Below are 24,338 nucleotides of genomic sequence, written 5' to 3' on the forward strand. Positions count from 1 at the left end.
GCGCTTTGCTACCGTTTTCGGAATCACCATAGCACTGCTACGCCGATTCTTCCAAACCACTTTATTTTATTGGCCTTTCAACCCTCACGACGAAGTTCCAATGCATAATCCGGGTTTAATGAAGGTTAACTTACAATTTCAATCGCCCAGCATTTCAAGTTCCAGAGCAACTTAAAAAAAGGTTTTTATGAAAGAGTATTTGTTTAGAGGTTTTCCGCTACAACTGAAATTCCTCGTTGTTGTTGTCCTTTTTCTCCTTCTTTTCAGAATTAAAGATATCCTTTAGGATATAGGAGGTAACGATGGTGAGTCCGGTCGTAAGGGTGGGGATGGCGAATTCCCAATTTAAAAGCTGCATTAAACCACCGGCAATGATGGTCAGTACGCCCACGACCATAGCAAAATTCCAAGCTATCTCTACGAAGGTATTGGTCGATTTCCTATCGTGGTCCATAAAATAGGCCGTTCCTTCCATCGCGAACCATAGGATAAAGGAAAGTGCCGTACCTATTTGGAAAATTCCGGTATAGGGGAAATCCAAGATCCGAAGCAGGCCATTGGTCGTCCAAAAAAGTACGAGTACCATTTTGATAAAGTCGACGGGTTTTTTTGGATTCTTTCTCGAAAACCGAACCCCATAAAGTACCAAGATGGCCAAAAAGGAGACCAAAATGATACCGCCGGCATAGGGCCAATGCACGATTCGCGTGAGCATTCCAACGATCAAACAGGCCAGTGCCACTCTGAGCGGCGTTTTTAATGTTTTGTTGGATGTGCTCATAACGAAGGTTTTTAGTTGATAACTTTTATGTTTGCCTTTAGGCCTTCCATGATTCCTATAATGTTCTTTATGGTCTCGTTCAAATAATACCGAACCAGAATATGCGGTATGCGTATGGTGGTAAAACCGTTCTTGAAGGAATGCATGGCCTCTTCCAAATTGTTTATAGCCTGTTCTTCCGTCAATTTATCATAGCCGCAGTCTATTTCAATATTCAATTTTACACGGGAAATGGCAATATCCACGGATTTCTTTCCATCCCACCATTCCAGCATTCCCTGTACACCGGCCTCTTTAAGTCCGTAGTACAATTGAATGGCCTCCAAGGGCGTGTTGTTCTTTTGGATCAAGACCTTTATCAGTTCCTGATGATGGGCGCAAAGCTCCACGCCCACACTCTCTATGGCACTTTTATGGTCAAGATATCCAAGCTCTTTGTTACATTCTAAGCAAGTCATTAAGTAGGTTAAGTTTATTTTGTTTGGGATAGTAATAACAACGAAATTTTGGCTTTATTATCAAGTATCGACGTATGACCTCCGGTTTTTAGACGAATGACATTTTTTTAGATAAACGGCATTTTGAAATGTTAAAATTGTTGTGAACTTCTATTTTTTGAAAGGGAGATTTTTAGGATAATTGAAGGTATCTTTAGCAAAACCGAAAATTTTCTGCCAAATGTTCAAAAAAATGGGTCCGGGAGTCCTTGTTGCGGCCGCCTTCATTGGTCCGGGAACGGTAACGGCCTGTACTTTGGCAGGGGTTTCCTTTGGATATGCCCTCTTGTGGGCCATGCTACTTTCGATGGTGGCTACGATGGTATTACAAGAAATGTCGGCCCGGTTGGGCATCATCACCCAAAAGGGATTGGCGGAAGTAATCAAACAGGAATTGGTAAATCCGTATATCCGAACGGGGGTGTTGGGTATTATCGTTTCGGCCATCGTCGTGGGCAATGCCGCCTACGAGGCGGGAAACATTGGTGGGGGGGCCTTAGGTCTCGAAGCCATTTTTGGAACTTCGTTTACGGGATACTATCCGTTCGTTATCGGGTTTTTGGCCTTTATACTATTATTTATCGGAAATTATAAAGTACTGGAAAAGGTATTCATATCCTTGGTAATCCTCATGAGCCTTTCTTTCGTCATTACGGCCCTGCTCACCAAACCTGATGTATTGTTGATTTTGCAAGGGCTTTTTATCCCGAAGTTTGACAATGAAAATATCCTAACCGTAATCGCGCTTGTTGGGACGACCGTAGTCCCGTACAATTTGTTTTTACACGCTTCCTTGGTAAGTGAAAAATGGAAATCGAAAAGCGATTTGGAGTATGCGAAGCGTGATACCTATATATCGATTGTCTTGGGCGGCATCGTTTCCATGTGTATTATTGTGGCGGCAGCTTCGGTAGATTTGATGCAGGTCGAAAGTGTCATGGACATGGCCAAGGCTTTGGAACCTTTGTACGGTACCAGTGCCCGATACTTCATGGGAATCGGACTTTTTGCCGCCGGGGTTACATCGGCCGTTACCGCACCCTTGGCGGCGGCCTATGTGGCGGCCAATTGTTTTGGATGGAAGCAAGGACTGAAGGATACTAGATTCCGAATGGTTTGGATGGTCATTTTGGGCTTGGGCGTCTTCTTCCTTTCCTTCAATATCAAACCGATTGAAGTGATCAAATTCGCCCAAATTGCGAACGGAATCCTGCTGCCCATAATCGCCATTTTTCTGCTTTGGGTGGTGAACAGGGTCACCTTGATGGCCGATAACAAGAATACAGTAATGCAGAACCTTTTGGGAATTTCCATTGTGCTGATAGCCGTCTTTTTGGGAATTAAGAGTATTTTAAAGGTATTGGAAGTAGTATGATGACGGAATATACCATAGATATCAACTGCGATGTAGGGGAGGGCGTGGCCAATGAAGCGAAGCTGTTTCCATACATCTCCAGTTGCAATATTGCCTGTGGGGGACATACGGGTGATCGGGATTCGATGCGGGCGACCCTTCGTTTGGCAAAAAAATTTGAAGTTGGAATAGGGGCGCACCCCTCGTATCCGGACCGTGAAAATTTTGGAAGAAAATCACTTTCCATGGATGCCAAGGAATTATCCCAAAGTATCAAAAATCAAATCCAACAGTTAGCATCGATCTGCAAAGAGGAAAAAGTTACGATACAACATATCAAGCCCCATGGGGCGCTTTATAACGATTTGGCAAAGGACGTGGCATTGTCCTGTATCTTCTTGGATGCGATTCAGGAGTATAAATCTGAATTGGTAGTGTTCGTACCTTTTGATTCCGTCTTGGAAAAATTAGCGCTTAAGGAAGGGTTCCAAATAAAGGTGGAGGCTTTCGCCGATAGAAATTACACGGAAGAATTGACCCTCGTTCCAAGGACCCATCCCAATGCACTGATCACGGAACCCCAAGAGGTGTTGAACCATGTGGTGCGAATGGTCAAGGAGCGGAAGGTCAGGACCATAGCTAATACCTTTGAACCGATGCTCGCCCAAACCTATTGCTTGCATGGCGACACCCCGGAAGCTTTGCAAATATTGACGTATATTACGAAGGAATTACCAAAACATCAGATAGCCTTAAAAAGATGACGCATCCCCCAATTTCCTTAAAACCCTATGGAAGGCACGCTATATTGATCGAATGGCCCAATGAGGTAAGCGAAATTATTTTGGAAAGTATTTTGGATTTTGAGGACTTTCTCCTGAAGGATTGTCTCAAGGAAAAGGATTGGGAAACGATAATCGCCTACAATTCGCTCCTGTTGGTTCATCCCAAACTGGAAATCGACTTTCCAAAATTTAGCCACACCCTACAGGAATGGTATGACCGATCCAAGGGACAGGTGGCAAGGGAAAAGGTACTTTGGAAATTGCCTGTTAGCTATGACAAGTCCTTTGGTATCGATTTGGAGGACGTTGCAAAGCGTTTGGATAAAAGTGTGGACGCGATTATCAAACTTCACACTGAAAATACATACACTGTATATGGTATCGGGTTCGTTCCCGGTTTTATGTATTTGGGCGGTGTGCCAGCGGAACTGGAAATTCCCAGAAAGGCGACTCCCAGGTTGAAAGTGCAAAAAGGCTCCGTAGGTATCGCCGCAAAACAGACGGGAATCTATCCGCAGGAATCCCCAGGTGGCTGGAACATAATCGGCAACTGTCCGGTGCCCTTGTTCGATAGGAATAAAAAGGACCCTTGTTTTGTGAACGTTGGGGATAAAATTCAGTTTCAACCCATTTCCATGGGCGAGTACGAACTACATAAAATCGAGGCCGAGGTGGGTATTTATAAACCAGAAAAAATACTATTGGATGCTTAAGGTTTTAAAAGCCGGATTTTTCACGAGCGTACAGGATTTGGGTCGGTTCCATCATCGTAAAAAAGGGGTTCCGGTATCGGGATGTATGGACCAGCAATCGGTTTACAAGGCCAATACCTTGTTGGAAAACGAAGACCGAAGTGCCGTTTTGGAAATTACCATGACGGGGCCCACCTTGCTATTTGAAAAGGATACCTACATCGTTTTGGGAGGAGCACAGATTTCCGTGACCTTGAACAATGAACCCATCCAAAATTATAAAGTCTATCCCGTGAAGGAAGGGGATATCCTGTCCTATGGGAAACTTAAAAAGGGATTTAGAAGCTATTTGGCCTTAAAGGGCGGATTCAAAACGAAGGAAATATTGGGCAGCCGTTCCTTTTATGTTCCCATTACGGATGTAAATAGAATTGAGGAGGGTGATGAGGTTCCCTATGGGGAACACCGCAATTTTGCACCCAAAATTTCTGAATTGAAAGTGGATAGCTTTTTGGACGAGACCGTTTTGGAAGTCTACAAGGCCCCGGAATTCGATTTACTGACGGATAAACAACTGGAAAACCTCTTTTCACGGAAATTCACCGTCTCCAAGGAAAACAATCGTATGGCCTACCAACTGTCCGAAACCTTGGAAGCGCATCAACATAGCATTCTAACTTCGGCCACGTTACCGGGCACCATCCAGTTGACTCCATCGGGAAAGTTGATCGTGCTTATGAAGGACGGACAGACTACCGGTGGCTATCCAAGGATATTACAGCTTTCGGATAGGTCCATTTCCGTATTGGCACAAAAACGGGAAGGCAATATGGTATCCTTTAAATTTATTTAGTCGGGGGAAACGCCCTATTTGCCTGTAGCCCGCCATCGTTTTTAAAATAGTATTTTGGACGTATTGATTTTTTGCGTACTATTGTCCCATGATTATGAATAACGAAATTGTCATTGAGGTCGTCATTATTTCCAATAGGAAATGATATAGATTTTTCGTTGACTTAAAAAACCTGTATCAGAGCCATCCGATACAGGTTTTTTTATGTTTCCATTTGAAATCACCATGTATTGAATATGATAATAAAACAAAGGTTAAGTATCTGAAGGACAGTTTTTTAATTAATTTTTATGGGTATTGAATTTGAACCTGATTTAAATGTTAAAAAATGAACGCTTACTAAACTTATATCTTTGATATACGCCAACGTAAAAATAAAAGGAAGAAGACGAAAAAATGGAATTGAACAAGTATAGTAAAACTGTAACCCAGGACCCCACATTGCCAGCGGCACAGGCCATGCTACATGCCATTGGCCTAACAGATGATGATTTGAAGAAACCCCTGATCGGTATTGCAAGTACAGGTTATGAGGGGAATCCATGTAATATGCACTTGAACGATTTGGCGGTACATGTGAAGAAGGGTGCGGACAATGCAGGATTGGTTGGTCTTATTTTCAATACCATTGGTGTGAGTGACGGTATTGCCAACGGAACCCCAGGGATGCGTTATTCCTTGGTTTCAAGGGATGTTATTGCCGATTCTATGGAAACGGTGGTGGAGGCCATGAGCTATGACGGATTGGTTACGGTGGTAGGATGTGACAAGAATATGCCGGGTGCCCTTATGGCGATGCTGCGTTTGAACAGGCCTTCCGTTTTGGTATATGGTGGGACGATTGCATCGGGATGTCATAATGGAAAAAAACTGGATATTATTTCAGCTTTTGAGGCCTATGGACAAAAAGTAGCCGGAAATATAGATGAAGAAGAATACAAGGAAGTTATCCACAAAGCTTGTCCGGGTGCAGGTGCCTGCGGTGGTATGTACACCGCGAACACCATGGCCTCGGCCATTGAGGCGTTGGGAATGTCTTTGCCGTTCAACTCCTCGAACCCTGCCATCAGCGACGGAAACCTGAAGGAACAGGAATCCGTAAAGGCCGGGGAGGCGATGCGATTGTTGCTGGAACGAGATATCAAACCTTTGGACATCGTTACCAAAAAATCCTTGGAGAACGCTTTTAGATTGGTAACGGTTCTAGGTGGATCCACCAATGCCGTGCTCCACTTCTTGGCGATTGCCAAGGCCGCCCAGATAGAATTCACTTTGGAGGACTTTAAGAAAATCAGTGACAATACACCGTTGTTGGCCGATTTAAAACCCAGCGGAAAGTATTCCATGGAAGACCTTCATGGGGTAGGTGGTATTCCCGGAGTTTTAAAGTATATGTTGGATAACGAAATGTTGCACGGCGATTGCTTGACGGTTACCGGAAAGACGCTTGCCGAAAACCTAAAGGACGTACCCAACCTGATCGAGGGCCAGGACATTGTCCATACCTTGGACAATCCGATCAAAGAAACAGGGCATATTAGAATTCTGTTCGGGAATTTGGCTACGGAAGGTGCGGTCGCCAAGATTACGGGCAAGGAAGGACTGGCCTTTAAAGGAACCGCCAATGTCTTTGACAGCGAAACGGCCGTGAACGAAGGCATCAAGAACGGGAAGGTCAAAAAGGGCGATGTGGTGATTATTCGCTACGAAGGTCCCAAAGGGGCACCCGGAATGCCGGAGATGTTGAAACCTACTTCTTCCATCATGGGAGCGGGACTGGGCAAGGATGTCGCTTTGATTACGGATGGCCGTTTTTCGGGTGGATCGCACGGATTTGTGGTCGGCCACGTGTCACCGGAAGCACAGGTTGGAGGGAACATCGCATTGGTTCAGAATGGGGATATTATTTCCATTGACGCCGTGAACAATACCATTGATATTGAAATTTCCGATGCCGAACTGGAAGCGAGAAGGGCCAAATGGGTGGCACCGGAACTAAAGGCCAAAAGAGGAATGTTATACAAGTACGCCAGAAGTGTATCGTCCGCAGCAAACGGATGTGTAACGGACGAATTTTAATCAGGCGTATTTTTAATTGTTTGATATGGAAACATTGAAAGAAAAAAAGACAGCGCAGGAGACTGCAACATCCATGAAAATTAGTGGTGCGGAGGCCATCATCCATTGCTTGTTGGCAGAAGGGGTCGATTTGATTTATGGCTACCCTGGCGGGGCCATTATGCCTGTCTATGACGAACTATATAAATTTCAGGATAAGCTTACGCATATCCTCACAAGACATGAGCAAGGAGCGACCCATGCCGCGCAAGGGTACGCGAGGGTATCCGGAATGGTAGGGGTGGCCATGGCGACATCAGGTCCCGGGGCCACCAACTTGGTAACCGGTCTGGCGGATGCCCAGATAGATTCCACGCCCTTGGTTTGTATCACGGGTCAGGTACCTCGACATTTGTTGGGTTCCGATGCCTTTCAGGAAACGGATATTATTGGTATTTCCACGCCTGTCACCAAGTGGAACTATCAGGTGACCAAGGCTTCCGAAATTCCGGAAATCATGGCCAAGGCCTTTTATATTGCCAAATCCGGCCGTCCGGGCCCGGTATTGGTGGATATTACCAAAAATGCCCAGTTTGACGAACTGGATTTCAGTTATACAAAATGTACCGGTGTACGAAGTTATAAGCCTGCACCAAAACCAAATCCAGAGGCCTTAAAACAGGCGGCGGATATGATCAATAACGCCAAAAAACCATTGATCGTTTGGGGCCAGGGCGTCATTCTTGGTAAGGCGGAGCAAGAGCTGAAGGAACTGGTGGAGAAAGCCGGGATTCCCGCTGCTTGGACCATCATGGGAGCATCGGCCTTGGATACCGATCACCCATTGAACGTGGGGATGGTTGGGATGCACGGGAACTATGGACCCAATATATTGACCAATGAATGCGATGTGCTGATCGCCATCGGGATGCGTTTTGACGATCGGGTAACAGGTCGATTGGAAGATTACGCAAAACAGGCAAAAGTCATCCATTTTGAGATCGACCCTGCCGAGGTCAATAAAAATGTCCATGCCGATGTGGCCGTGTTGGGCAATTCAAAGGAAACCTTGGGCCTGATTCTTCCTTTGATAAACTCCAATTCACACGAAAAATGGCATAACCTCTTCAAGGAAAAATATCAGATTGAGTATGATACGGTCATTAAAAATGACATTTATCCTACCAAGGAAGGTCTGACCATGGGCGAGGTTATCGAGGAAATTAATTTGGCTTCGGACCAAAAGGCGGTGATCGTTACGGATGTGGGCCAGCACCAGATGATCGGTTGTAGATATGCGAAATTCAAGGAATCCAAAAGTAATATTACGTCCGGTGGACTTGGAACCATGGGCTTTGCACTTCCAGCGGCCATCGGTGCCAAAATGGGTGCCATGGACAGGGAGGTAGTGGCCATCATAGGCGATGGGGGATACCAAATGACGATTCAGGAGTTGGGGGTTATTTTCCAACACAACGTTCCGGTGAAAATTGTGGTGTTGAATAACGACCACTTGGGAATGGTGCGCCAATGGCAAGAGCTGTTCTTTGACCGTAGATATGCTTCCACGGTCATGACGAATCCGGATTTTGTAAAGATTGCCGAAGGGTATCATATCCAAGCAAAAAGAGTAACCGAAAGAAAGGATTTGAAAAGTACGGTTCAGGAAATGATGGCTTCAAAAAATCCATATTTCTTGGAGGTAAAAGTTGAAAAGGAGGACAACGTTTTCCCGATGATTCCTTCCGGTGCAGCGGTGTCCGAGATACGATTGAAATAGTCTATGAACGATTCCAACGTCCTAGATATCCCAATGGTTTACAAGGCACTACAGGATACATCCCATGCAATTGGGTTTGCCATGCCATCGGATGTATATGTGGGGACCTTTTTAAAAACCTTGGTCAGTTCAAAACCTGGGGGAAGATTTTTGGAACTGGGGACCGGAATAGGCTTGAGTTTGTCATGGATCATTGATGGGCTGGATACGGAATCGGAACTAATTTCGGTAGATAATGATTCCCAATTGATTGAAATTGCCCTTTCCTTCTTTGGCGATGACGACCGGGTAACATTGATTTGTCAGGATGGGGCTAGATGGATCGAAAACTATAAAGGTGAAAAGTTCGATTTGATTTTTGCAGATGCATGGCCCGGAAAATACGGTCAGTTGGAGGAAACCTTGGCATTGTTGAAAGTTGGTGGTTTTTATGTCATCGACGATATGTCGGCACAGCCCAATTGGCCAGATGGACACGACAAAAATGTGGCCGAGTTGCTTGCACATTTGGAAAGCAGGGATGATTTGAATTTGACAAAAATGAATTGGTCGAAGGGAATCGTGTTGGCCGTGAAAATAAAATAAGGAAGGACTGTAGGTCCATTTAAAATTAACCGCCACAAAAAGTGGCCAAGAATTTAGTGTTTCGAAATGAAAAATGAATGGTTTACCATATCGGTATATTCCGAGAACAATGTGGGATTGCTCAATAGGATATCGGGCATATTTTTAAAAAGGCACATCAATATAGAAAGTCTGAACGTTTCAAAATCGGAAATAGACCACGTATCCAAGTTCACCATCGTAGTCAATACGACGGAAAAATGGGTGCATAACATCGTTGGGCAAATCGAAAAACAGATAGAGGTCATCAAGGCCTTTTACCATACGGATGATGAAACCATTTATCAGGAATCGGCCCTGTTTAAAATAGCATCCAATCTTTTGTTCGATGAACGCCAGATCCAGAACATTATCAAGGAAAGTAATTCACAGATCGTTACGGTTTCCAGGGAATTTTTCGTTTTGGCAAAGAGTGGTAGAAGGTTCGAGATTGATGAGATGTACGAACAATTGAAGCCCTTTGGCATTATGCAGTTCGTGCGTTCCGGCCGAATCTCGGTGACCAAGGATGAAATGCAGATTACGTCTTTGTTGAAAGAGTTCCAGCACAATTAATACTTTTGAAAACTAATTAATCAAAATCCCTTTTGGGAAAAATCACACTTAAAAACTAGAAATAAAATGTCAAATTACTTTAATACGCTGTCGTTACGGGACCAATTGACGCAATTGGGAAAATGTAGATTTATGGAAGCCACGGAATTCTCCGATGGCGTAACTGCGTTAAAAGGAAAGAAAATTGTAATCGTAGGCTGCGGTGCCCAAGGCTTGAACCAAGGCTTGAACATGAGGGATTCCGGATTGAATATCGCTTATGCACTGAGGGATGCCGCCATTAAGGAAAGGAGACAGTCATATCTCAATGCCTCTGAGAACGGTTTCAAAGTTGGAACGTATGAGGAATTGATTCCAAGTGCCGATTTGGTCATTAACCTGACTCCGGATAAGCAACACACCCAGGTCGTAGGTGCCGTGATGCCCTTGATGAAGAAAGGGGCTACCTTGTCCTATTCCCATGGTTTCAATATCGTTGAAGAGGGAACAAAAATCAGAAAGGATCTTACCGTAATCATGGTCGCTCCCAAGAGTCCGGGTTCTGAGGTACGGGAAGAATACAAAAGAGGTTTTGGGGTGCCTACCTTGATTGCGGTACACCCAGAAAATGATCCGGAGGGAAAAGGCTTGGAACAGGCCAAGGCTTATGCTGCCGCTACGGGCGGACACAAGGCCGGGGTGTTGGAATCTTCCTTCGTTGCGGAGGTAAAGTCCGATTTAATGGGCGAGCAGACTATTCTTTGTGGTCTGTTGCAGACAGGTTCCATTTTATGTTTCGATAAAATGATCGAAAAGGGTATCGACCCTGGCTACGCTTCCAAATTGATCCAATTCGGATGGGAAACCATTACGGAGGGTATGAAATATGGAGGTATCACCAACATGATGGACCGTTTGTCCAATCCGGCCAAAATAAAGGCCTTTGAACTTTCCGAAGAATTAAAGGATATCATGCGGCCTTTGTTCCAGAAGCACATGGACGATATCATGACGGGACATTTCTCCAAGACCATGATGGAAGATTGGGCCAATGACGATAAGAATCTATTGACCTGGAGAGCGGAAACCGGGGAAACGGCTTTCGAAAAAACACCTGCAGGCGATATGACCATTACAGAACAGGAATACTATGACAACGGTGTATTGATGGTGGCCATGGTACGGGCCGGAGTCGAACTCGCCTATGAGTCCATGACAGAATCGGGGATCATTGGTGAATCCGCATATTACGAATCCCTGCATGAGACCCCGTTGATTGCAAATACGATTGCTAGAAAGAAACTTTTTGAAATGAACCGGGTGATTTCAGATACGGCGGAATACGGTTGCTATTTGTTCGATCATGCCTGTAAACCTTTGTTGGCGGACTTCATGAAAAAAATAGATACCGATGTCATCGGGAAGCATTATGGCGAAGGCAGTGACAATGATGTGGACAATGCGAAACTGATCGAAGTGAACAAAAGACTACGGGAACATCCGGTGGAAATTGTGGGTGCAAGGCTACGTGAGAGCATGACCGCTATGAAACCTATCGTGTAATCTTAGATATAACGGACCTTTACCGTACATCTTATGGAATATTTCCCAAAGGTAGAGGATATACAGCAAGCGGCGTTGACCATTCGGCAAGTATCGGAGGTAACGCCGCTTACTCCTAGTATACGTTTGTCCAAACAGTTTGGGGCAAATGTATTTTTGAAGCGTGAAGACCTGCAGCGGGTCCGGTCCTACAAGATACGGGGAGCCTTTAACAAGATAAATTCCCTTTCTCAGGAAGAAAGAAGGCATGGCGTGGTTTGTGCGAGTGCCGGCAATCATGCGCAAGGCGTCGCCTTTGCCTGTAGACATTTAAAAATTGAGGCAACGATTTATATGCCTTCCGTAACCCCAAGACAAAAAGTGGAGCAAACGCAGATGTTTGGGGAGGAATGGGTGCGCATAGTACTTGAAGGCGATACCTTCGACGACTCCTACAATGCGGCCATGAAGTATTGTACTGCCGAAAACAAGACCTTTATCCATCCGTTCGATGACCCCAAGGTAATTGAGGGACAGGGTACCGTGGGACTGGAACTGTTGGAACAGGCCACGAACCCCATCGATTACATTTTCGTTGCCATAGGTGGGGGCGGACTGGCATCGGGGCTTTCGGCTGTTTTTAAAAACCGTTCGCCAAAGACGAAAATTATTGGTGTGGAACCCTTGGGAGCTCCGTCCATGAAAACATCCATGGAGAACAATCGGAATACGGAATTGGAACATATCGATAAGTTCATTGATGGTGCTGCGGTAAAAAAGATAGGTGACCTTACTTTTGCTATTTGCAGGGAACATCTTTACGATATCGTAACGGTACATGAAGGGAAGGTTTGTCAAACTATATTAGATTTGTACAACAGGGACGCCATTGTTGTGGAACCCGCTGGGGCTTTGAGCATCGCGGCGTTGGACGCCTTTGCAGACCAAATCAAGGGAAAGAACGTGGTCTGTATCGTAAGCGGTAGCAATAATGATATTACAAGAACTGCGGAAATAAAGGAGCGTGCCCTTTTATATGGGAAATTAAAACACTATTTTATTGTCCGATTTCCCCAGCGCCCGGGAGCCCTTAAGCAATTTGTTGCGGAGATTTTGGGTCCTACGGATGACATAACGCATTTTGAGTATTCCAAAAAATCCAGCAAGGAAAATGCGCCGGCCGTCGTGGGTATCGAGCTAAAAAATCCAGAGGATTTACAACCTTTAATGGAGCGCATGAAGGCCAATAATTTTTTTGGGGAATATATAAACGACAAACCGGATTTATTTCAATATTTAGTATAAAATTGAGAACATGAGCAAAAAGAATAGCAACATACCTAAAGAGTTCGCCATTGAGCAGCCCATTCACCAAACCAAGTATTTGATAGATGGCAAGTTAAAGGAGTGGTCAGGACCTGTGACTGAAGTTTATTCCACGATTTCATCCACCGTGGACTATAAACCCACCTTGTTGGGCAGTATTCCAGATTTGCAGGAACCGGAAGCCATGGATGCTTTGAACGCAGCACTTACTGCCTATGATAGGGGGCAGGGTGTATGGCCCACAATGCATGTACGGGATCGTATCATTTGCATGGAAAATTTTGTCAAGCAGATGAAGACCAAAAGGGACATTGTAGTAAAATATTTAATGTGGGAAATTGGAAAATCCCTTCCAGATTCCCAAAAGGAGTTTGACAGAACGGTGGAGTATGTGGAAGATACCATTGAAGACTACAAAAACTTGGATAGAAACGCAGCCAAGTTTCAGAAGCACGATGGTGTCTATGCCCATATCAAAAGGGGGCCCTTAGGCGTGGTACTCTGTTTGGGACCCTATAACTACCCTTTGAACGAGACCTTTGCATTGTTGATTCCTGCTATCATTATGGGAAACACGACGATTTTTAAACCAGCCAAACATGGGGTTTTGTTAATTACTCCTTTGTTAGAGGCTTTTCAATCCTGTTTTCCAAAAGGTGTCGTGAATGTTATTTTTGGAAGGGGAAGAACGGTCGCCGCACCTATAATGCAGACAGGAAAAGTGGATGTTTTGGCTTTGATAGGAAACAGTAAATCTGCAAACGCTTTGCAGGACCAACATCCAAAAAGCAACAGGTTGCGATTGGTTCTTGGCTTAGAAGCTAAAAACCCCGCAATTATTTTGCCGGATGCGGATATGGAACTGACTATCAATGAATGTTTGGCAGGCACCCTTTCCTTTAATGGTCAGCGATGTACGGCTTTGAAGGTTATCTATGTACATGAGGAGGTTCGTGAAAATTTCCTTAAGAAATTTGCCGATGAAGTGGATAAACTGAAGTTTGGAAATCCGTGGGATGATGGCGTAAAATTGACGCCATTGCCGGAACCTGATAAACCCGCTTATATTCAGGAACTCATAGATGATGCCGTTGCTAAAGGAGCCAAAATATTGAATAAAAAAGGAGGGAAGCATTTTGATAATTATATCTGGCCGGCCGTCCTATATCCGGTGACAAAGGAAATGCGCGTATATCAGGAGGAACAGTTTGGACCTATTATTCCTGTGTTGTCTTTTTCCGATATTGAAGAACCTTTGGACGATATGGCGAAAAGCAACTACGGACAGCAAGTCAGTCTTTTTGGTAAGGACGTGTATACACTTTCTCCGTTGATCGATACCTTGGTGAACTTGGTCTGTAGGGTAAACTTGAACAGTTCCTGTCAGAGAGGTCCGGATGTATATCCGTTCACGGGAAGGAAGGATTCAGCACAGTCTACATTGAGTGTGCACGATGCTTTGCGCTCATTTTCCATAAGGACCTTTGTTGCATTTAAGGACAATGATTTGAATACGGAAACTGTACAGCAGTTGTTGGAAGCCAAGGTTTCCAATTTTGTAAGCACGGATTACATTCTTTAATTATCAAACAACAGAATGAAAGCCGAAACGTTCGTTTCGGCTTTTTTATTAAGTTTTGCCTAGAAATATGGCATTTTAACAATAACTAACAATTTGTTAGGGTATTGAGTTAATATTGAACATAAATAGGATAATGTACTAATAACTTTTGGCAAATAAGTTCCCTAGTTTTGCATGGTAAAAGCGAATGAGAGCACTATGAATTTAGAACGGACGAACAAAAAAGCACTTTTCTCTTTGGCCCTCGGAGGTTTTGGCATTGGGCTAACAGAGTTCGTCATTATGGGCATACTTACGGAAGTATCCGACGCCTTGGAAATTACAATTTCTCAAGCCGGACATTTCATAGCGGCCTATGCTTTTGGCGTTGTGGTAGGTGCACCTTTGTTGACCAGTTTGGGGTCCAAACTGTCCCCAAAACGAATGCTGTTCATTTTGATGGTCTGGTTTACCCTGTTCAATACCCTTTCGGGGCTTTCTACGAATTACGTAACACTATTGTTACTACGGTTTTTATCTGGAATACCCCATGGCGCATTCTTTGGTATTGGCGCGGTAGTGGCCATGAAATTGGCAAGAAAGGGCAAATCGGCCCAAGCCATAGCCATGATGTTCTCAGGGTTGACGGTTGCCAATGTTATCGGTGTTCCAATCGGCACTTACATTGGTCAGGAATTTGGCTGGAGCATGTCATTTTTTTTGGTGGGTATTGTCGGTATATTAACATTGACCACCTTGCAGTTCTGGATGCCACAAATGGAAGCGGCGACCAATACGCCCCAAGTAAAATTATCAGAGGCTTTACGAAACAAGCAATTGTGGGCCATGATTGCCTTGACCACTATTGGGACGGGAGGCTTTTTTGCATGGTATAGCTATATTGCCCCATTGATAACTGATGTGGCCGGCTTGGAAGACCATTATGTAGGCTATGCGATGATGCTCGCCGGATTGGGGATGGTTTTTGGAAATTTTGTTGGGGCCAAAATGGCGGAAGTATTTTCCCCTTTAAGGGCCGTTATTATAAGTTTGTCCGTTATGTCCATTGTCTTGGTAATCAATATGTTCATTGCTTCAAATCCGTATATATTGATGGTATTTACCTTTTTGATAGGCGCCATTGCCTTTACGGTTTCCACGCCCATTCAAATGGCCATCATCAATACGGCAAAAGGCTCTGAAATGCTGGGTTCCTCTATGAACCAAAGTGCTTTTAACACGGGAAATGCTTCGGGGGCCTATCTGGCCGGTTTGCCCATGGTATTTGGGTTGGAGGTAATCTATTCCAGTTTGGTAGGTGGAATCTTGGCTGCATCTGGAGTAATATTGGCCATAGCTATATACCTTTACCGAAAACAGCAAATAGGAAAATCGAATAAAGTTGCGGTACCTTCCTAATTGACATCGGAATTTAGTATTTTCACAACTTTATGATTTTGGCCGTAATGAATTTCTAATTTTTGCGTTAGAAGTTATACTTAAACCATTTTCCAAAGTGCATCGATTTAAACTTATTTTTGGCTCCTTATTTTTGGTGCTGATTCTTTTTGTTTTGTCCGCTGCGACCATAGATACGAGAGTTGAAGAGGTTTCTCCAGAGGAACTGCAACAGCGGTTGGCCATGCAAAAGGAAGCCAAAATATATGCTTCCCGAAAGAGGGCCTTGGAAGAGGCTGTGAAACAATACTTTAATCAGGCCATTGCATCTGGTGAAATTGTAGGTGCCGGTGTAAGCATTGTAAAAGGAGATTCCATTATACTGTCCCAAGGATATGGAAAGAGAAATAACCAAAAAGGCACTCGAATAGATGGCGAAACCGTATTCAGATTAGGTTCCTTATCCAAAGGTTTTACGGGTGTTTTGGCAGCCAAGTTGGTGGAGGAGCGTGCATTTGATTTTATGGACAAGGTTACGGATTATCTTCCGGAGTTTGTTTTTGGGGATAGTACGAATACCCAGAGTATTAAGATAGCCCATTTGCTTTCCCATACTTCAGGAACACCCTATCACAGTTATACCAATTTGGTGGAAGCAGGTTTGTCCATGGGCAAGATTGCAGGTCAATTTAAGGAGGTGCAACCCCAAAGTCCGCCAGGTATTCAATACAGCTACCAAAACGCTATGTTCGCGCTTTCCCAGGAAATTATGCTTCAGGCCACCGGTCAGGATATCAACACATTATTGATGCAACGTTTTTTTGAACCTTTGGGAATGTACAGTGCTTCCATGGACCATGCTTCTTTTTTGGAAAAGGGGAATATTGCAGAGCCCCATATAAAAAATGGACATAGCTGGCGAATTTTGCCACTGAAGGACAACTATTACAACGCTGTTGCTGCGGGCGGCATCGATGCCAGTGCCAATGATATGGGTAAATGGATGCGCTTTTTATTGGGACATAATACTTCCGTTATGGCAAAAAGTACTTTGGAAAAAGCTTTTGAGCCTTTTATCGAATTGAACGAGAACAATAAGTATTATCAACGTTGGGAAGGACACTTAAAATCAGCTTATGCTTTTGGGTGGAGAATCCACACAATGAAGAATGAAACAACCAATAAAGAGGAAACCATAGTACATCATGGAGGCAGTGTCAATAGTTACAGAAATGAAATTGCTCTTTTTCCAGATGCCGACCTTGGCATTTGTGTGCTAATGAACAATCATTCAAGTCTGGCAAAAAATGTGATACCGGAACTAAGGGCTTTAGTAAAATATATTTATGAATTATCACCCGATGCTTTGGCGAGCTTATAGTTTTTAAGTGTAATTCAAGAAAAAACCCTCAACGAAAACATTGAGGGTTTTTAATTTTATAAGGTAAATGGTTTAGATGTTTTTTGCCAGCCAATCCCCAACTTCACTTGTTTTATAAGATTTTCCGCCTTCCGCCAAATCTTCTGTCACGATACCCTCGGCCAAGGATTTATTGACCACCCTTCTGATTTCTTCGGCCTCTTTGGTCAATTCTAGATCTTCAAAGAGCATCGCGGCCGATAAAACAGTCGCCAAAGGATTTGCAATGTCCTTACCGGCAGCTTGCGGATAGGAACCATGTATCGGTTCGTACAAGGATACCTTGCTACCTACGGAGGAAGATGGCATTAATCCCATAGATCCAGAAATTACGGAGGCTTCATCGGTAAGGATATCCCCAAAAAGATTCGCGGTAATAATCACATCATATCCTTTTGGCCATTGAATCAAACGCATGGCCGTGGCATCCACAAATTCATAGGAAACTTCAACTTCCGGATAATCTTTTTCCATCGCCTGTACGGTCTCCCTCCACAATCTAGAGGATTCCAGTACATTGGCCTTATCCACGCAGCACAGCTTTTTGGAACGTTTCATGGCCATTTCAAAACCTTTTTTAGCCAATCGCTCAATTTCGAACCGTTGATAGGTCATGGTGTCAAAGGCAGTATGGTTGTCGTCCTTTCTACCGCGTTCCCCAAAATAAATACCTCCGGTAAGTTCCCTTAGGATAATCAAATCCGTTCCTTCGATACGTTCCCTTTTCAAAGGTGATTTGTCTATCAAGGAAGGAAAGGTAAATGTGGGCCGAACATTGGCGAACAAACCTAATTTTTGTCGCATCTTTAAAAGTCCTTGCTCCGGACGCACCTTTGCCGATGGGTCATTGTCAAATCTTGGATGGCCTATGGCACCGAATAGTACGGCATCTGCGCTGGCACAGATTTCATGGGTCTCGTCTGGATACGGTTCACCTACGGCATCGATGGCGGCCGCCCCGGTCAAAGCAGGTTTCCATGTAATTTCGTGGTCGTATTTTGCCGCGATGGCATCGCATACTTTTACCGCTTGATCTACTACTTCAGGGCCTATTCCATCACCGGCCAATAGGGCTATGTTTAGTTTCATGTTTTTTTAGTTTCTAGTTCTTAGTTTAAAGTTTTAAGTTGATCAAATCCCAAATCATATATCTCAAATCGTATATCTATTAAGTAATATCTATATAAGATTCAACATTTTTTCCGTGGCCTTTATGGCCGATACCGTTTGATCCGAATCCAGTCCACGGGAGGTAAATTCCTTTCCGTCCAGATCCCACGTAATGACGGTTTCACAAAGCGCATCCGAGGCACTACCGGGAGGAATTCGCACAGCATAGTCCGTCAGTCTCGGTAATACGAGATTTTGGGCCTTATATATTTTTCGCAAGGCGTTCATAAAAGCATCGTATTGTCCGTCGCCCGATGCATTTTCCTCAAAGGTTTTACCGTCGATTTCCAATGAAAGGGTAGTGGAGGGGCGCAATCCTTTGGAATGTGTCAATACATAGGACTTTACAAACACTTTTTGCTGATAATCCGTATCCAGAACATCGGATATGATATAGGGCAAGTCATCCTTCGTGACGCGTTCTTTTTTATCGCCCAGCTCAATTATGCGAGCCGTAACCTTTTTAAGTTCGTCATCGTTCAAGGTAAGTCCTAGTTCCTGTAGGTTTTTTTGGATGTTGGCCTTTCCGGACATTTTACCCAAGGCGTACTTTCGTTTTCTACCGAATCGTTCCGGCATCAAATCGCTAAAGTAAAGATTTTTCTTACTATCTCCATCTGCATGAATACCAGCGGTTTGCGTAAAAACGTTGTCCCCAACTATGGGTTTGTTCGCCGGTATACTGATACCTGTAAACGCCGATACCAATTTACTTACTTTATAAAGTGCCTTCTCGTTCAAATTAATTTTTACATCCGGCAGAAAATCATTGATGACGGCAATGGCGCTGGCCATAGGGGCATTGCCTGCCCGTTCCCCCATACCGTTTATGGTGAGATGCAGTCCATGACACCCTGCTTTTATGGCTTCCATGACGTTGGCCACGCCCAGATCATAGTCGTTATGACCGTGAAAATCAATATGCAACTGAGGATATTTTTGAACGATTTCCGAAATAAATTCGGATGTTTCGGTATGAGTGAGTATTCCCAAGGTATCCGGTAGCAAAACCCGTTTAATCGGTTGCGTAGTGAGGAAATCCAAAAATTGAAAAACATATTCTTTGGAGTTCCTCATGCCATTACTCCAATCTTCCAGGTAAATGTTATTGATGATTCCCTTTTCAGAAGCCGCTTTGAAAATCTCGGCAATTTCAGCAAAATGTTGTTCAGGCGTTTTTTTAAGCTGGTGGGTCAAGTGGTTTAAGGAACCTTTGGTCAATAAATTTTGGGAAATGGCACCGGCCTTTTCCATCCAATCCAAGGAGACGCCGCTATCCACGAAAGTGAGTACCTCTATCTTGTCCAAATAATTATGGGCTTTGGCCCATTCCGTTATTTGCTGCACCGCTTGGAGCTCTCCATCCGAAACTCGTGCCGAAGCTACTTCAATACGATCAACCTTGAGTTCCTCCAAGAGTAATTTGGCCAAGGTCAATTTTTCGGAGGCGGAAAAGGATACCCCAGAGGTCTGTTCCCCATCCCTAAGGGTGGTATCCATGATTTCCAACTTTCTTTTCACACGTATAAAATTAGGTCAATTACTTGATTCTTAAACATTTCCTTTCGTAGAGGTATTTTATTTGCAATAACAAATCCCTCAATGAGGGTTTCATTCCAATATGGTTGGGATACTACTTAGAGCGGAGTGTTGGCAGCAAACGTTTGAATGTCCTTTTTGATGTTCAACAAAAAGTCGATATCGTCAAAACCGTTCATCATATTATTTTTCTTGTAACCATTGATTTCAAAAGATTCACTTTCCCCTGAGGATAACAATGTAATTGTTTGCTCCGGAAGGCTTACTTCCAGTTCGGTTTTTGGGTCGGCCTCAATGGCGTCAAATATTTTTTGTAGAAAATCCGCACTCACCTGCACGGGTAGCACCCCAATATTTAAGCAGTTGTTCCTAAAAATATCAGCAAAAAAACTGGAAACAACGCACCTGAATCCGTAATCATAGACCGCCCACGCAGCATGTTCACGGGAGGATCCCGAGCCAAAGTTTTTGCCCCCCACCAATATTTTTCCGCTGTATGTGGGGTCGTTCAAGACAAAATCCTTTTTTGGGCTATCGTCCTGATTGTATCGCCAATCCCTAAAAAGGTTGTCGCCAAACCCCTTTCTCTCGGTAGCCTTTAGGAAACGTGCGGGTATAATCTGGTCCGTATCCACATTTTCTATGGGTAACGGTACCGCAGTTGATGTTAATATATTGAATTTATCGTATGCCATTTTATAATAGTTGTTAGTGTGTTTGTGGTTAGTGAACTAGTGGATAGCGACCTCTTCCATCAATTCCCTGGGATCTGTTACCTTACCAGTTACGGCCGCGGCGGCAGCTACCAATGGGCTTGCCAGAATGGTTCTTGCTCCTGGACCTTGTCTTCCTTCAAAATTTCGGTTGGAAGTACTTACAGCCAGCTTACCGGCCGGAATTTTATCCTCGTTCATGGCCAGACATGCCGAGCAACCCGGTTCCCTTAATTCGAATCCGGCTTCGGTCAATATATCCAACAAACCTTCTTCCTTGATGGCGGCTTCTACCTTATGTGATCCCGGAACCAACCACGCCGTTACGTTATCCGCTTTTTTTCTACCTTTTACCAAAGAAGTGAAGGCCCTAAAGTCCTCGATCCTTCCGTTGGTACAACTTCCAAGGAACACATAATCTATAGTCTTGCCCATCATGCTCTCTCCCTCGTTGAACTTCATATATTCCAAGGATTTTTTATAGCTGCTAGCTCCACCTTGGGTAGCCGTAGCCATTGGGATTTCCTTGGAAATTCCCATTCCCATGCCTGGGTTGGTACCGTAGGTAATCATCGGTTCTATCTGTGAACCATCGAATGTGAGTTCCTTATCGAATATGGCATCGGCATCGGTATATAGGGTTTCCCAATAGGCCATCGCCTTGTCCCATGCTTCGCCAGTAGGCGTAAATTCCCGCCCTTTGATATATTCAAAAGTCTTTTCATCTGGTGCAATCATACCACCACGTGCACCCATTTCTATACTTAGGTTACACACGGTCATTCTTCCTTCCATACTCATATTTCGGAAGATATCCCCGGCATATTCCACAAAATATCCGGTAGCCCCTGAAGTTGTCAATTGACTAATTATGAACAATGCGACATCTTTTGGGGTTACCCCTTTACTGAGTTCACCGTTGATATTGATACGCATTCTTTTTGGTTTGGGCTGCATGATACACTGTGTGGCCAAAACCATTTCCACCTCAGATGTACCTATACCAAAGGCTATAGCTCCAAATGCACCGTGGGTCGAAGTATGGGAATCACCACAAACAATGGTTGCCCCAGGTTGGGTAATACCATATTCAGGACCCACAACGTGAACGATTCCATTTTTTTCATGGCCCAATCCCCAGTAAGAAATACCGTGTTCATTGGCATTTTCTTCCAACATTTTCAATTGGTTTGCGGAAAGGGGATCCTCAACGGGCAAGTGCTGATTTTTGGTAGGGGTGTTATGGTCTGCCGTGGCAAACGTTCTGTTATTATATAAAACCCCGATGCCCCTGTTCTTCAGACCAAGAAATGCAACCGGGCTTGTTACTTCGTGAATCATATGGCGGTCAATGAACAGGACGTCCGGACCGTTTTCAATTTTATGGACTACGTGGGAATCCCACACCTTATCAAATAACGTTTTATTAGCGCTCATAATCTTTATAATGTAAGGGTGTAAAAATAGTTAAAACAAGGATTTTTAGGAAATCGGCAGGTGTTTAAATTACGATGTCCAAAACTGGAATCTGTTAAATATGATGTTTAACTAATATAGTTCCAGATATTTTTAAACTTGGCTAATTGGGCATAAAAATGACGGATTACCAAATTTTCGGGTTTCTCCAACGTGGGGTCGTCTTTCAATACTAGCATGGCATAGTACCTCGCTGATTTTAAAATGGTATTGTCCTTGACGATATCGGCGATTTTAAGGTTGAGCATTCCACTTTGTTGGGTTCCCATAATATCTCCGGGTCCCCGCAGTTTTAGGTCTACTTCGGCAATCTCGAATCCATCATTGGTTTGTACCATGGTTTCCAATCGGGTTTTCGCCTCGGAGCTCAACTTATAACTTGTCATAAGGATGCAATAACTTTGGTCGGCACCCCTGCCCACACGTCCCCGTAATTGATGTAATTGAGAAAGTCCAAAGCGTTCCGCACTTTCAATGATCATAACCGAGGCATTGGGAACATTTACGCCCACCTCAATGACCGTAGTGGCCACCATAATTTGTGTTTCGCCTTTTACGAACCGTTCCATCTCGTAATCCTTGTCCTCTGGTTTCATCTGCCCGTGTACGATGGAAATTTGATATTGCGGTTGGGGAAAATCACGGACGATGCTTTCATAACCGTCCATCAAATCTTTATAATCTAAAGCTTCGGATTCCTGTATCAGGGGATATACGATGTAGACTTGCCTACCTTTTTGGATTTCCTCCTTTATAAAATGAAATACTTTAAGCCGATTGGAATCATACCGATGTACCGTTTTTATGGGTTTTCTGCCGGGTGGCAATTCGTCAATTACCGATATGTCCAAATCCCCATATAAGCTCATGGCAAGGGTTCTAGGAATGGGCGTGGCCGTCATCACCAAAATGTGGGGGGGAGTGCTCCCTCCAACCTCCCCATCGTTTGGGCTCTTATGCCAAAGTTTGGAACGCTGCGCTACCCCAAACCGGTGTTGCTCATCGATGATGGCCAAGCCCAGATTTTTAAAGACGACCTTATCTTCCAACACGGCGTGGGTGCCGATCAATATATGCAGCTCACCATTCTCCAGTTGTTCATGAATGGGTTTTCGGACGGATTTTTTAACGGACCCTGTCAGGAGTTCACACGTAACACCCGTTCCTTGCAAAAGCTCCTTAATTCCAATATAATGTTGATTGGCCAATATTTCCGTGGGGGCGACCAAACAGGCCTGAAATCCATTGTCTATGGCCAAGAGCATGGTCATAACGGCTACAATGGTTTTTCCTGATCCAACATCGCCCTGTAACAGTCGGTTCATTTGGGCATTGCTACCTAAATCGGCCCTAATTTCCTTGATGACCCTTTTTTGTGCATCGGTAAGTTCAAAAGGCAAATGATTGGCATAAAAATCGTTGAACAAAGGCCCCACTTGGTCAAAATTGAAGCCTTTGATTTTCTGCTTGTGCAACATGTTTTTGGCAATCAACTGTAACTGTAGGTAAAAAAGCTCCTCGAATTTCAATCGGAATTGGGCCTTCGCCAATAGTTCCTGATTTTTTGGGAAGTGGATGTTGTAAAGGGCCTCACTTTTTGAGATCAATTTTAACTCGTCAAGGATTTTATTGGATAAGGTCTCTGCAAAGCTGCCCTTGGTTTCAATGAACAATTGCTGGATTAATTTGCTAAGCACTCGGTTCGTAATACCCTTATTGCTTAATTTTTCGGTGGAAGGGTAGACCGGTTGCATATGGATTCGGAGATTCTTTTCATGTTCTGAAAGAAGTTCCATCTCTGGATGGGGCATGGAAAACATGCCGTTGAACCAGTTGCACTTGCCAAAAATGACGTACGGGACATTCAGTTTTAAATTTTCCCGAATCCATTTTTGGCCCCTGAACCAAACCAGTTCCATTTCTCCGGTATCGTCCACGAATTTGGCCACCAAACGATTGCCCCGTTTTTGCTCCACGGTCTTGATATGAACGATTTTGCCCACAATCTGTACCTCCGCATTGCTCTTTTGCAGTTGGCCGATTTTGTAATATTGGGTCTTGTCAATGTACCTATTGGGAAACAGGTTCAAGAGATCCTGATAGACATGAATGCCCAGTTCTGACTGGAGGGTCTCGGCCCTGTTTGGCCCCACACCTTTGAGATACGCAACGGGAGTTTGAAGGAATCCGGCATTCATCCGACTAAATTAGGGTTTACCATCTGTAACTGCAAAA

Annotated in this window: 20 protein-coding genes; 13 read left to right on the forward strand and 7 right to left on the reverse strand. The window is 44.1% G+C overall.

The features are described 5' to 3' along the window. Positions 1-217: 217 nt before the first annotated feature. Together ACZ41C_RS14615 and ACZ41C_RS14620 are read right to left on the reverse strand one after the other, a co-directional pair. Positions 218-781, reverse strand: a complete 564-nt coding sequence (locus ACZ41C_RS14615) for a hypothetical protein (protein ID WP_464562482.1) — start codon at positions 779-781, stop codon at positions 218-220. Positions 782-792: 11 nt separating this feature from the next. Beyond that, a complete protein-coding gene (locus ACZ41C_RS14620) occupies positions 793-1,239 on the reverse strand; it encodes a hypothetical protein (RefSeq protein WP_138258429.1) in 447 nt (148 codons plus the stop codon). 220 nt (positions 1,240-1,459) lie between these two features. On the opposite strand from ACZ41C_RS14620, the gene ACZ41C_RS14625 reads away from it, so the two are divergent. The 13 genes from ACZ41C_RS14625 (at position 1,460) to ACZ41C_RS14685 (ending at position 17,166) form a co-directional block, all read left to right on the forward strand. Beyond that, the gene (locus tag ACZ41C_RS14625; RefSeq protein WP_464562484.1) at positions 1,460-2,653 is read left to right on the forward strand and encodes an Nramp family divalent metal transporter; all 1,194 of its coding nucleotides are present in this window, start codon (positions 1,460-1,462) and stop codon (positions 2,651-2,653) included. Beyond that, positions 2,650-3,396, forward strand: coding sequence for a 5-oxoprolinase subunit PxpA (gene pxpA, locus ACZ41C_RS14630; protein WP_464562486.1), 747 nt, complete (start codon positions 2,650-2,652; stop codon positions 3,394-3,396). Before ACZ41C_RS14625 ends, pxpA begins: the two co-directional genes overlap by 4 nt. Beyond that, entirely contained in the window at positions 3,393-4,130 is a 738-nt protein-coding gene (gene pxpB / locus ACZ41C_RS14635; protein ID WP_464562488.1) for a 5-oxoprolinase subunit PxpB, read from the forward strand. Before pxpA ends, pxpB begins: the two co-directional genes overlap by 4 nt. Next, positions 4,123-4,962 carry a 5-oxoprolinase subunit C family protein gene (locus tag ACZ41C_RS14640; protein WP_464562490.1) on the forward strand — a complete coding sequence of 280 codons (840 nt, stop codon included), beginning with the start codon at positions 4,123-4,125 and terminating at the stop codon, positions 4,960-4,962. The genes pxpB and ACZ41C_RS14640 overlap by 8 nt, the downstream gene beginning before the upstream one ends. Before the next feature lie 396 nt (positions 4,963-5,358). Next, positions 5,359-7,041: a dihydroxy-acid dehydratase gene (ilvD, locus tag ACZ41C_RS14645; RefSeq protein ID WP_464562492.1), complete on the forward strand. Its 1,683-nt coding sequence runs from the start codon at positions 5,359-5,361 to the stop codon at positions 7,039-7,041. Positions 7,042-7,066: 25 nt separating this feature from the next. After that, a complete protein-coding gene (gene ilvB, locus ACZ41C_RS14650; RefSeq protein WP_464562494.1) occupies positions 7,067-8,800 on the forward strand; it encodes a biosynthetic-type acetolactate synthase large subunit in 1,734 nt (577 codons plus the stop codon). Between the two features lie 3 nt (positions 8,801-8,803). Further along, a complete protein-coding gene (locus tag ACZ41C_RS14655; RefSeq protein ID WP_464562496.1) occupies positions 8,804-9,385 on the forward strand; it encodes an O-methyltransferase in 582 nt (193 codons plus the stop codon). 66 nt (positions 9,386-9,451) lie between these two features. Further along, positions 9,452-9,979, forward strand: a complete 528-nt coding sequence (gene ilvN, locus ACZ41C_RS14660) for an acetolactate synthase small subunit (protein WP_138258437.1) — start codon at positions 9,452-9,454, stop codon at positions 9,977-9,979. A 66-nt stretch (positions 9,980-10,045) separates the two neighbouring features. Then, positions 10,046-11,521 carry a ketol-acid reductoisomerase gene (gene ilvC, locus ACZ41C_RS14665; RefSeq protein WP_464562498.1) on the forward strand — a complete coding sequence of 492 codons (1,476 nt, stop codon included), beginning with the start codon at positions 10,046-10,048 and terminating at the stop codon, positions 11,519-11,521. 33 nt (positions 11,522-11,554) lie between these two features. After that, the gene (gene ilvA / locus ACZ41C_RS14670; protein ID WP_464562500.1) at positions 11,555-12,805 is read left to right on the forward strand and encodes a threonine ammonia-lyase IlvA; all 1,251 of its coding nucleotides are present in this window, start codon (positions 11,555-11,557) and stop codon (positions 12,803-12,805) included. A 10-nt stretch (positions 12,806-12,815) separates the two neighbouring features. Next, on the forward strand, positions 12,816-14,408 hold the full coding sequence (locus tag ACZ41C_RS14675) for an NADP-dependent glyceraldehyde-3-phosphate dehydrogenase (RefSeq protein WP_464562502.1): 1,593 nt from the start codon (positions 12,816-12,818) through the stop codon (positions 14,406-14,408). A 198-nt stretch (positions 14,409-14,606) separates the two neighbouring features. Then, the gene (locus ACZ41C_RS14680; RefSeq protein WP_464562504.1) at positions 14,607-15,806 is read left to right on the forward strand and encodes an MFS transporter; all 1,200 of its coding nucleotides are present in this window, start codon (positions 14,607-14,609) and stop codon (positions 15,804-15,806) included. A gap of 97 nt (positions 15,807-15,903) precedes the next feature. Then, entirely contained in the window at positions 15,904-17,166 is a 1,263-nt protein-coding gene (locus tag ACZ41C_RS14685; protein ID WP_464562506.1) for a serine hydrolase domain-containing protein, read from the forward strand. Between the two features lie 72 nt (positions 17,167-17,238). On the opposite strand, the gene leuB is transcribed toward ACZ41C_RS14685, so the two are convergent. The 5 genes from leuB to recG form a co-directional block, all read right to left on the reverse strand. Next, positions 17,239-18,294, reverse strand: coding sequence for a 3-isopropylmalate dehydrogenase (gene leuB, locus ACZ41C_RS14690; protein ID WP_138258443.1), 1,056 nt, complete (start codon positions 18,292-18,294; stop codon positions 17,239-17,241). A 90-nt stretch (positions 18,295-18,384) separates the two neighbouring features. After that, positions 18,385-19,875: an alpha-isopropylmalate synthase regulatory domain-containing protein gene (locus ACZ41C_RS14695; protein ID WP_464565769.1), complete on the reverse strand. Its 1,491-nt coding sequence runs from the start codon at positions 19,873-19,875 to the stop codon at positions 18,385-18,387. A 137-nt stretch (positions 19,876-20,012) separates the two neighbouring features. Then, a complete protein-coding gene (gene leuD / locus ACZ41C_RS14700) occupies positions 20,013-20,609 on the reverse strand; it encodes a 3-isopropylmalate dehydratase small subunit (RefSeq protein ID WP_138258444.1) in 597 nt (198 codons plus the stop codon). Positions 20,610-20,645: 36 nt separating this feature from the next. After that, positions 20,646-22,064 carry a 3-isopropylmalate dehydratase large subunit gene (gene leuC / locus ACZ41C_RS14705; RefSeq protein ID WP_138258445.1) on the reverse strand — a complete coding sequence of 473 codons (1,419 nt, stop codon included), beginning with the start codon at positions 22,062-22,064 and terminating at the stop codon, positions 20,646-20,648. 107 nt (positions 22,065-22,171) lie between these two features. Beyond that, complete coding sequence (gene recG / locus ACZ41C_RS14710; protein ID WP_464562509.1) at positions 22,172-24,301, reverse strand: ATP-dependent DNA helicase RecG; 2,130 nt, start codon at positions 24,299-24,301, stop codon at positions 22,172-22,174. Between the last annotated feature and the right edge of the window lie 37 nt (positions 24,302-24,338).

The sequence above is a fragment of the Maribacter sp. C-4077 genome, assembly GCF_055378385.1.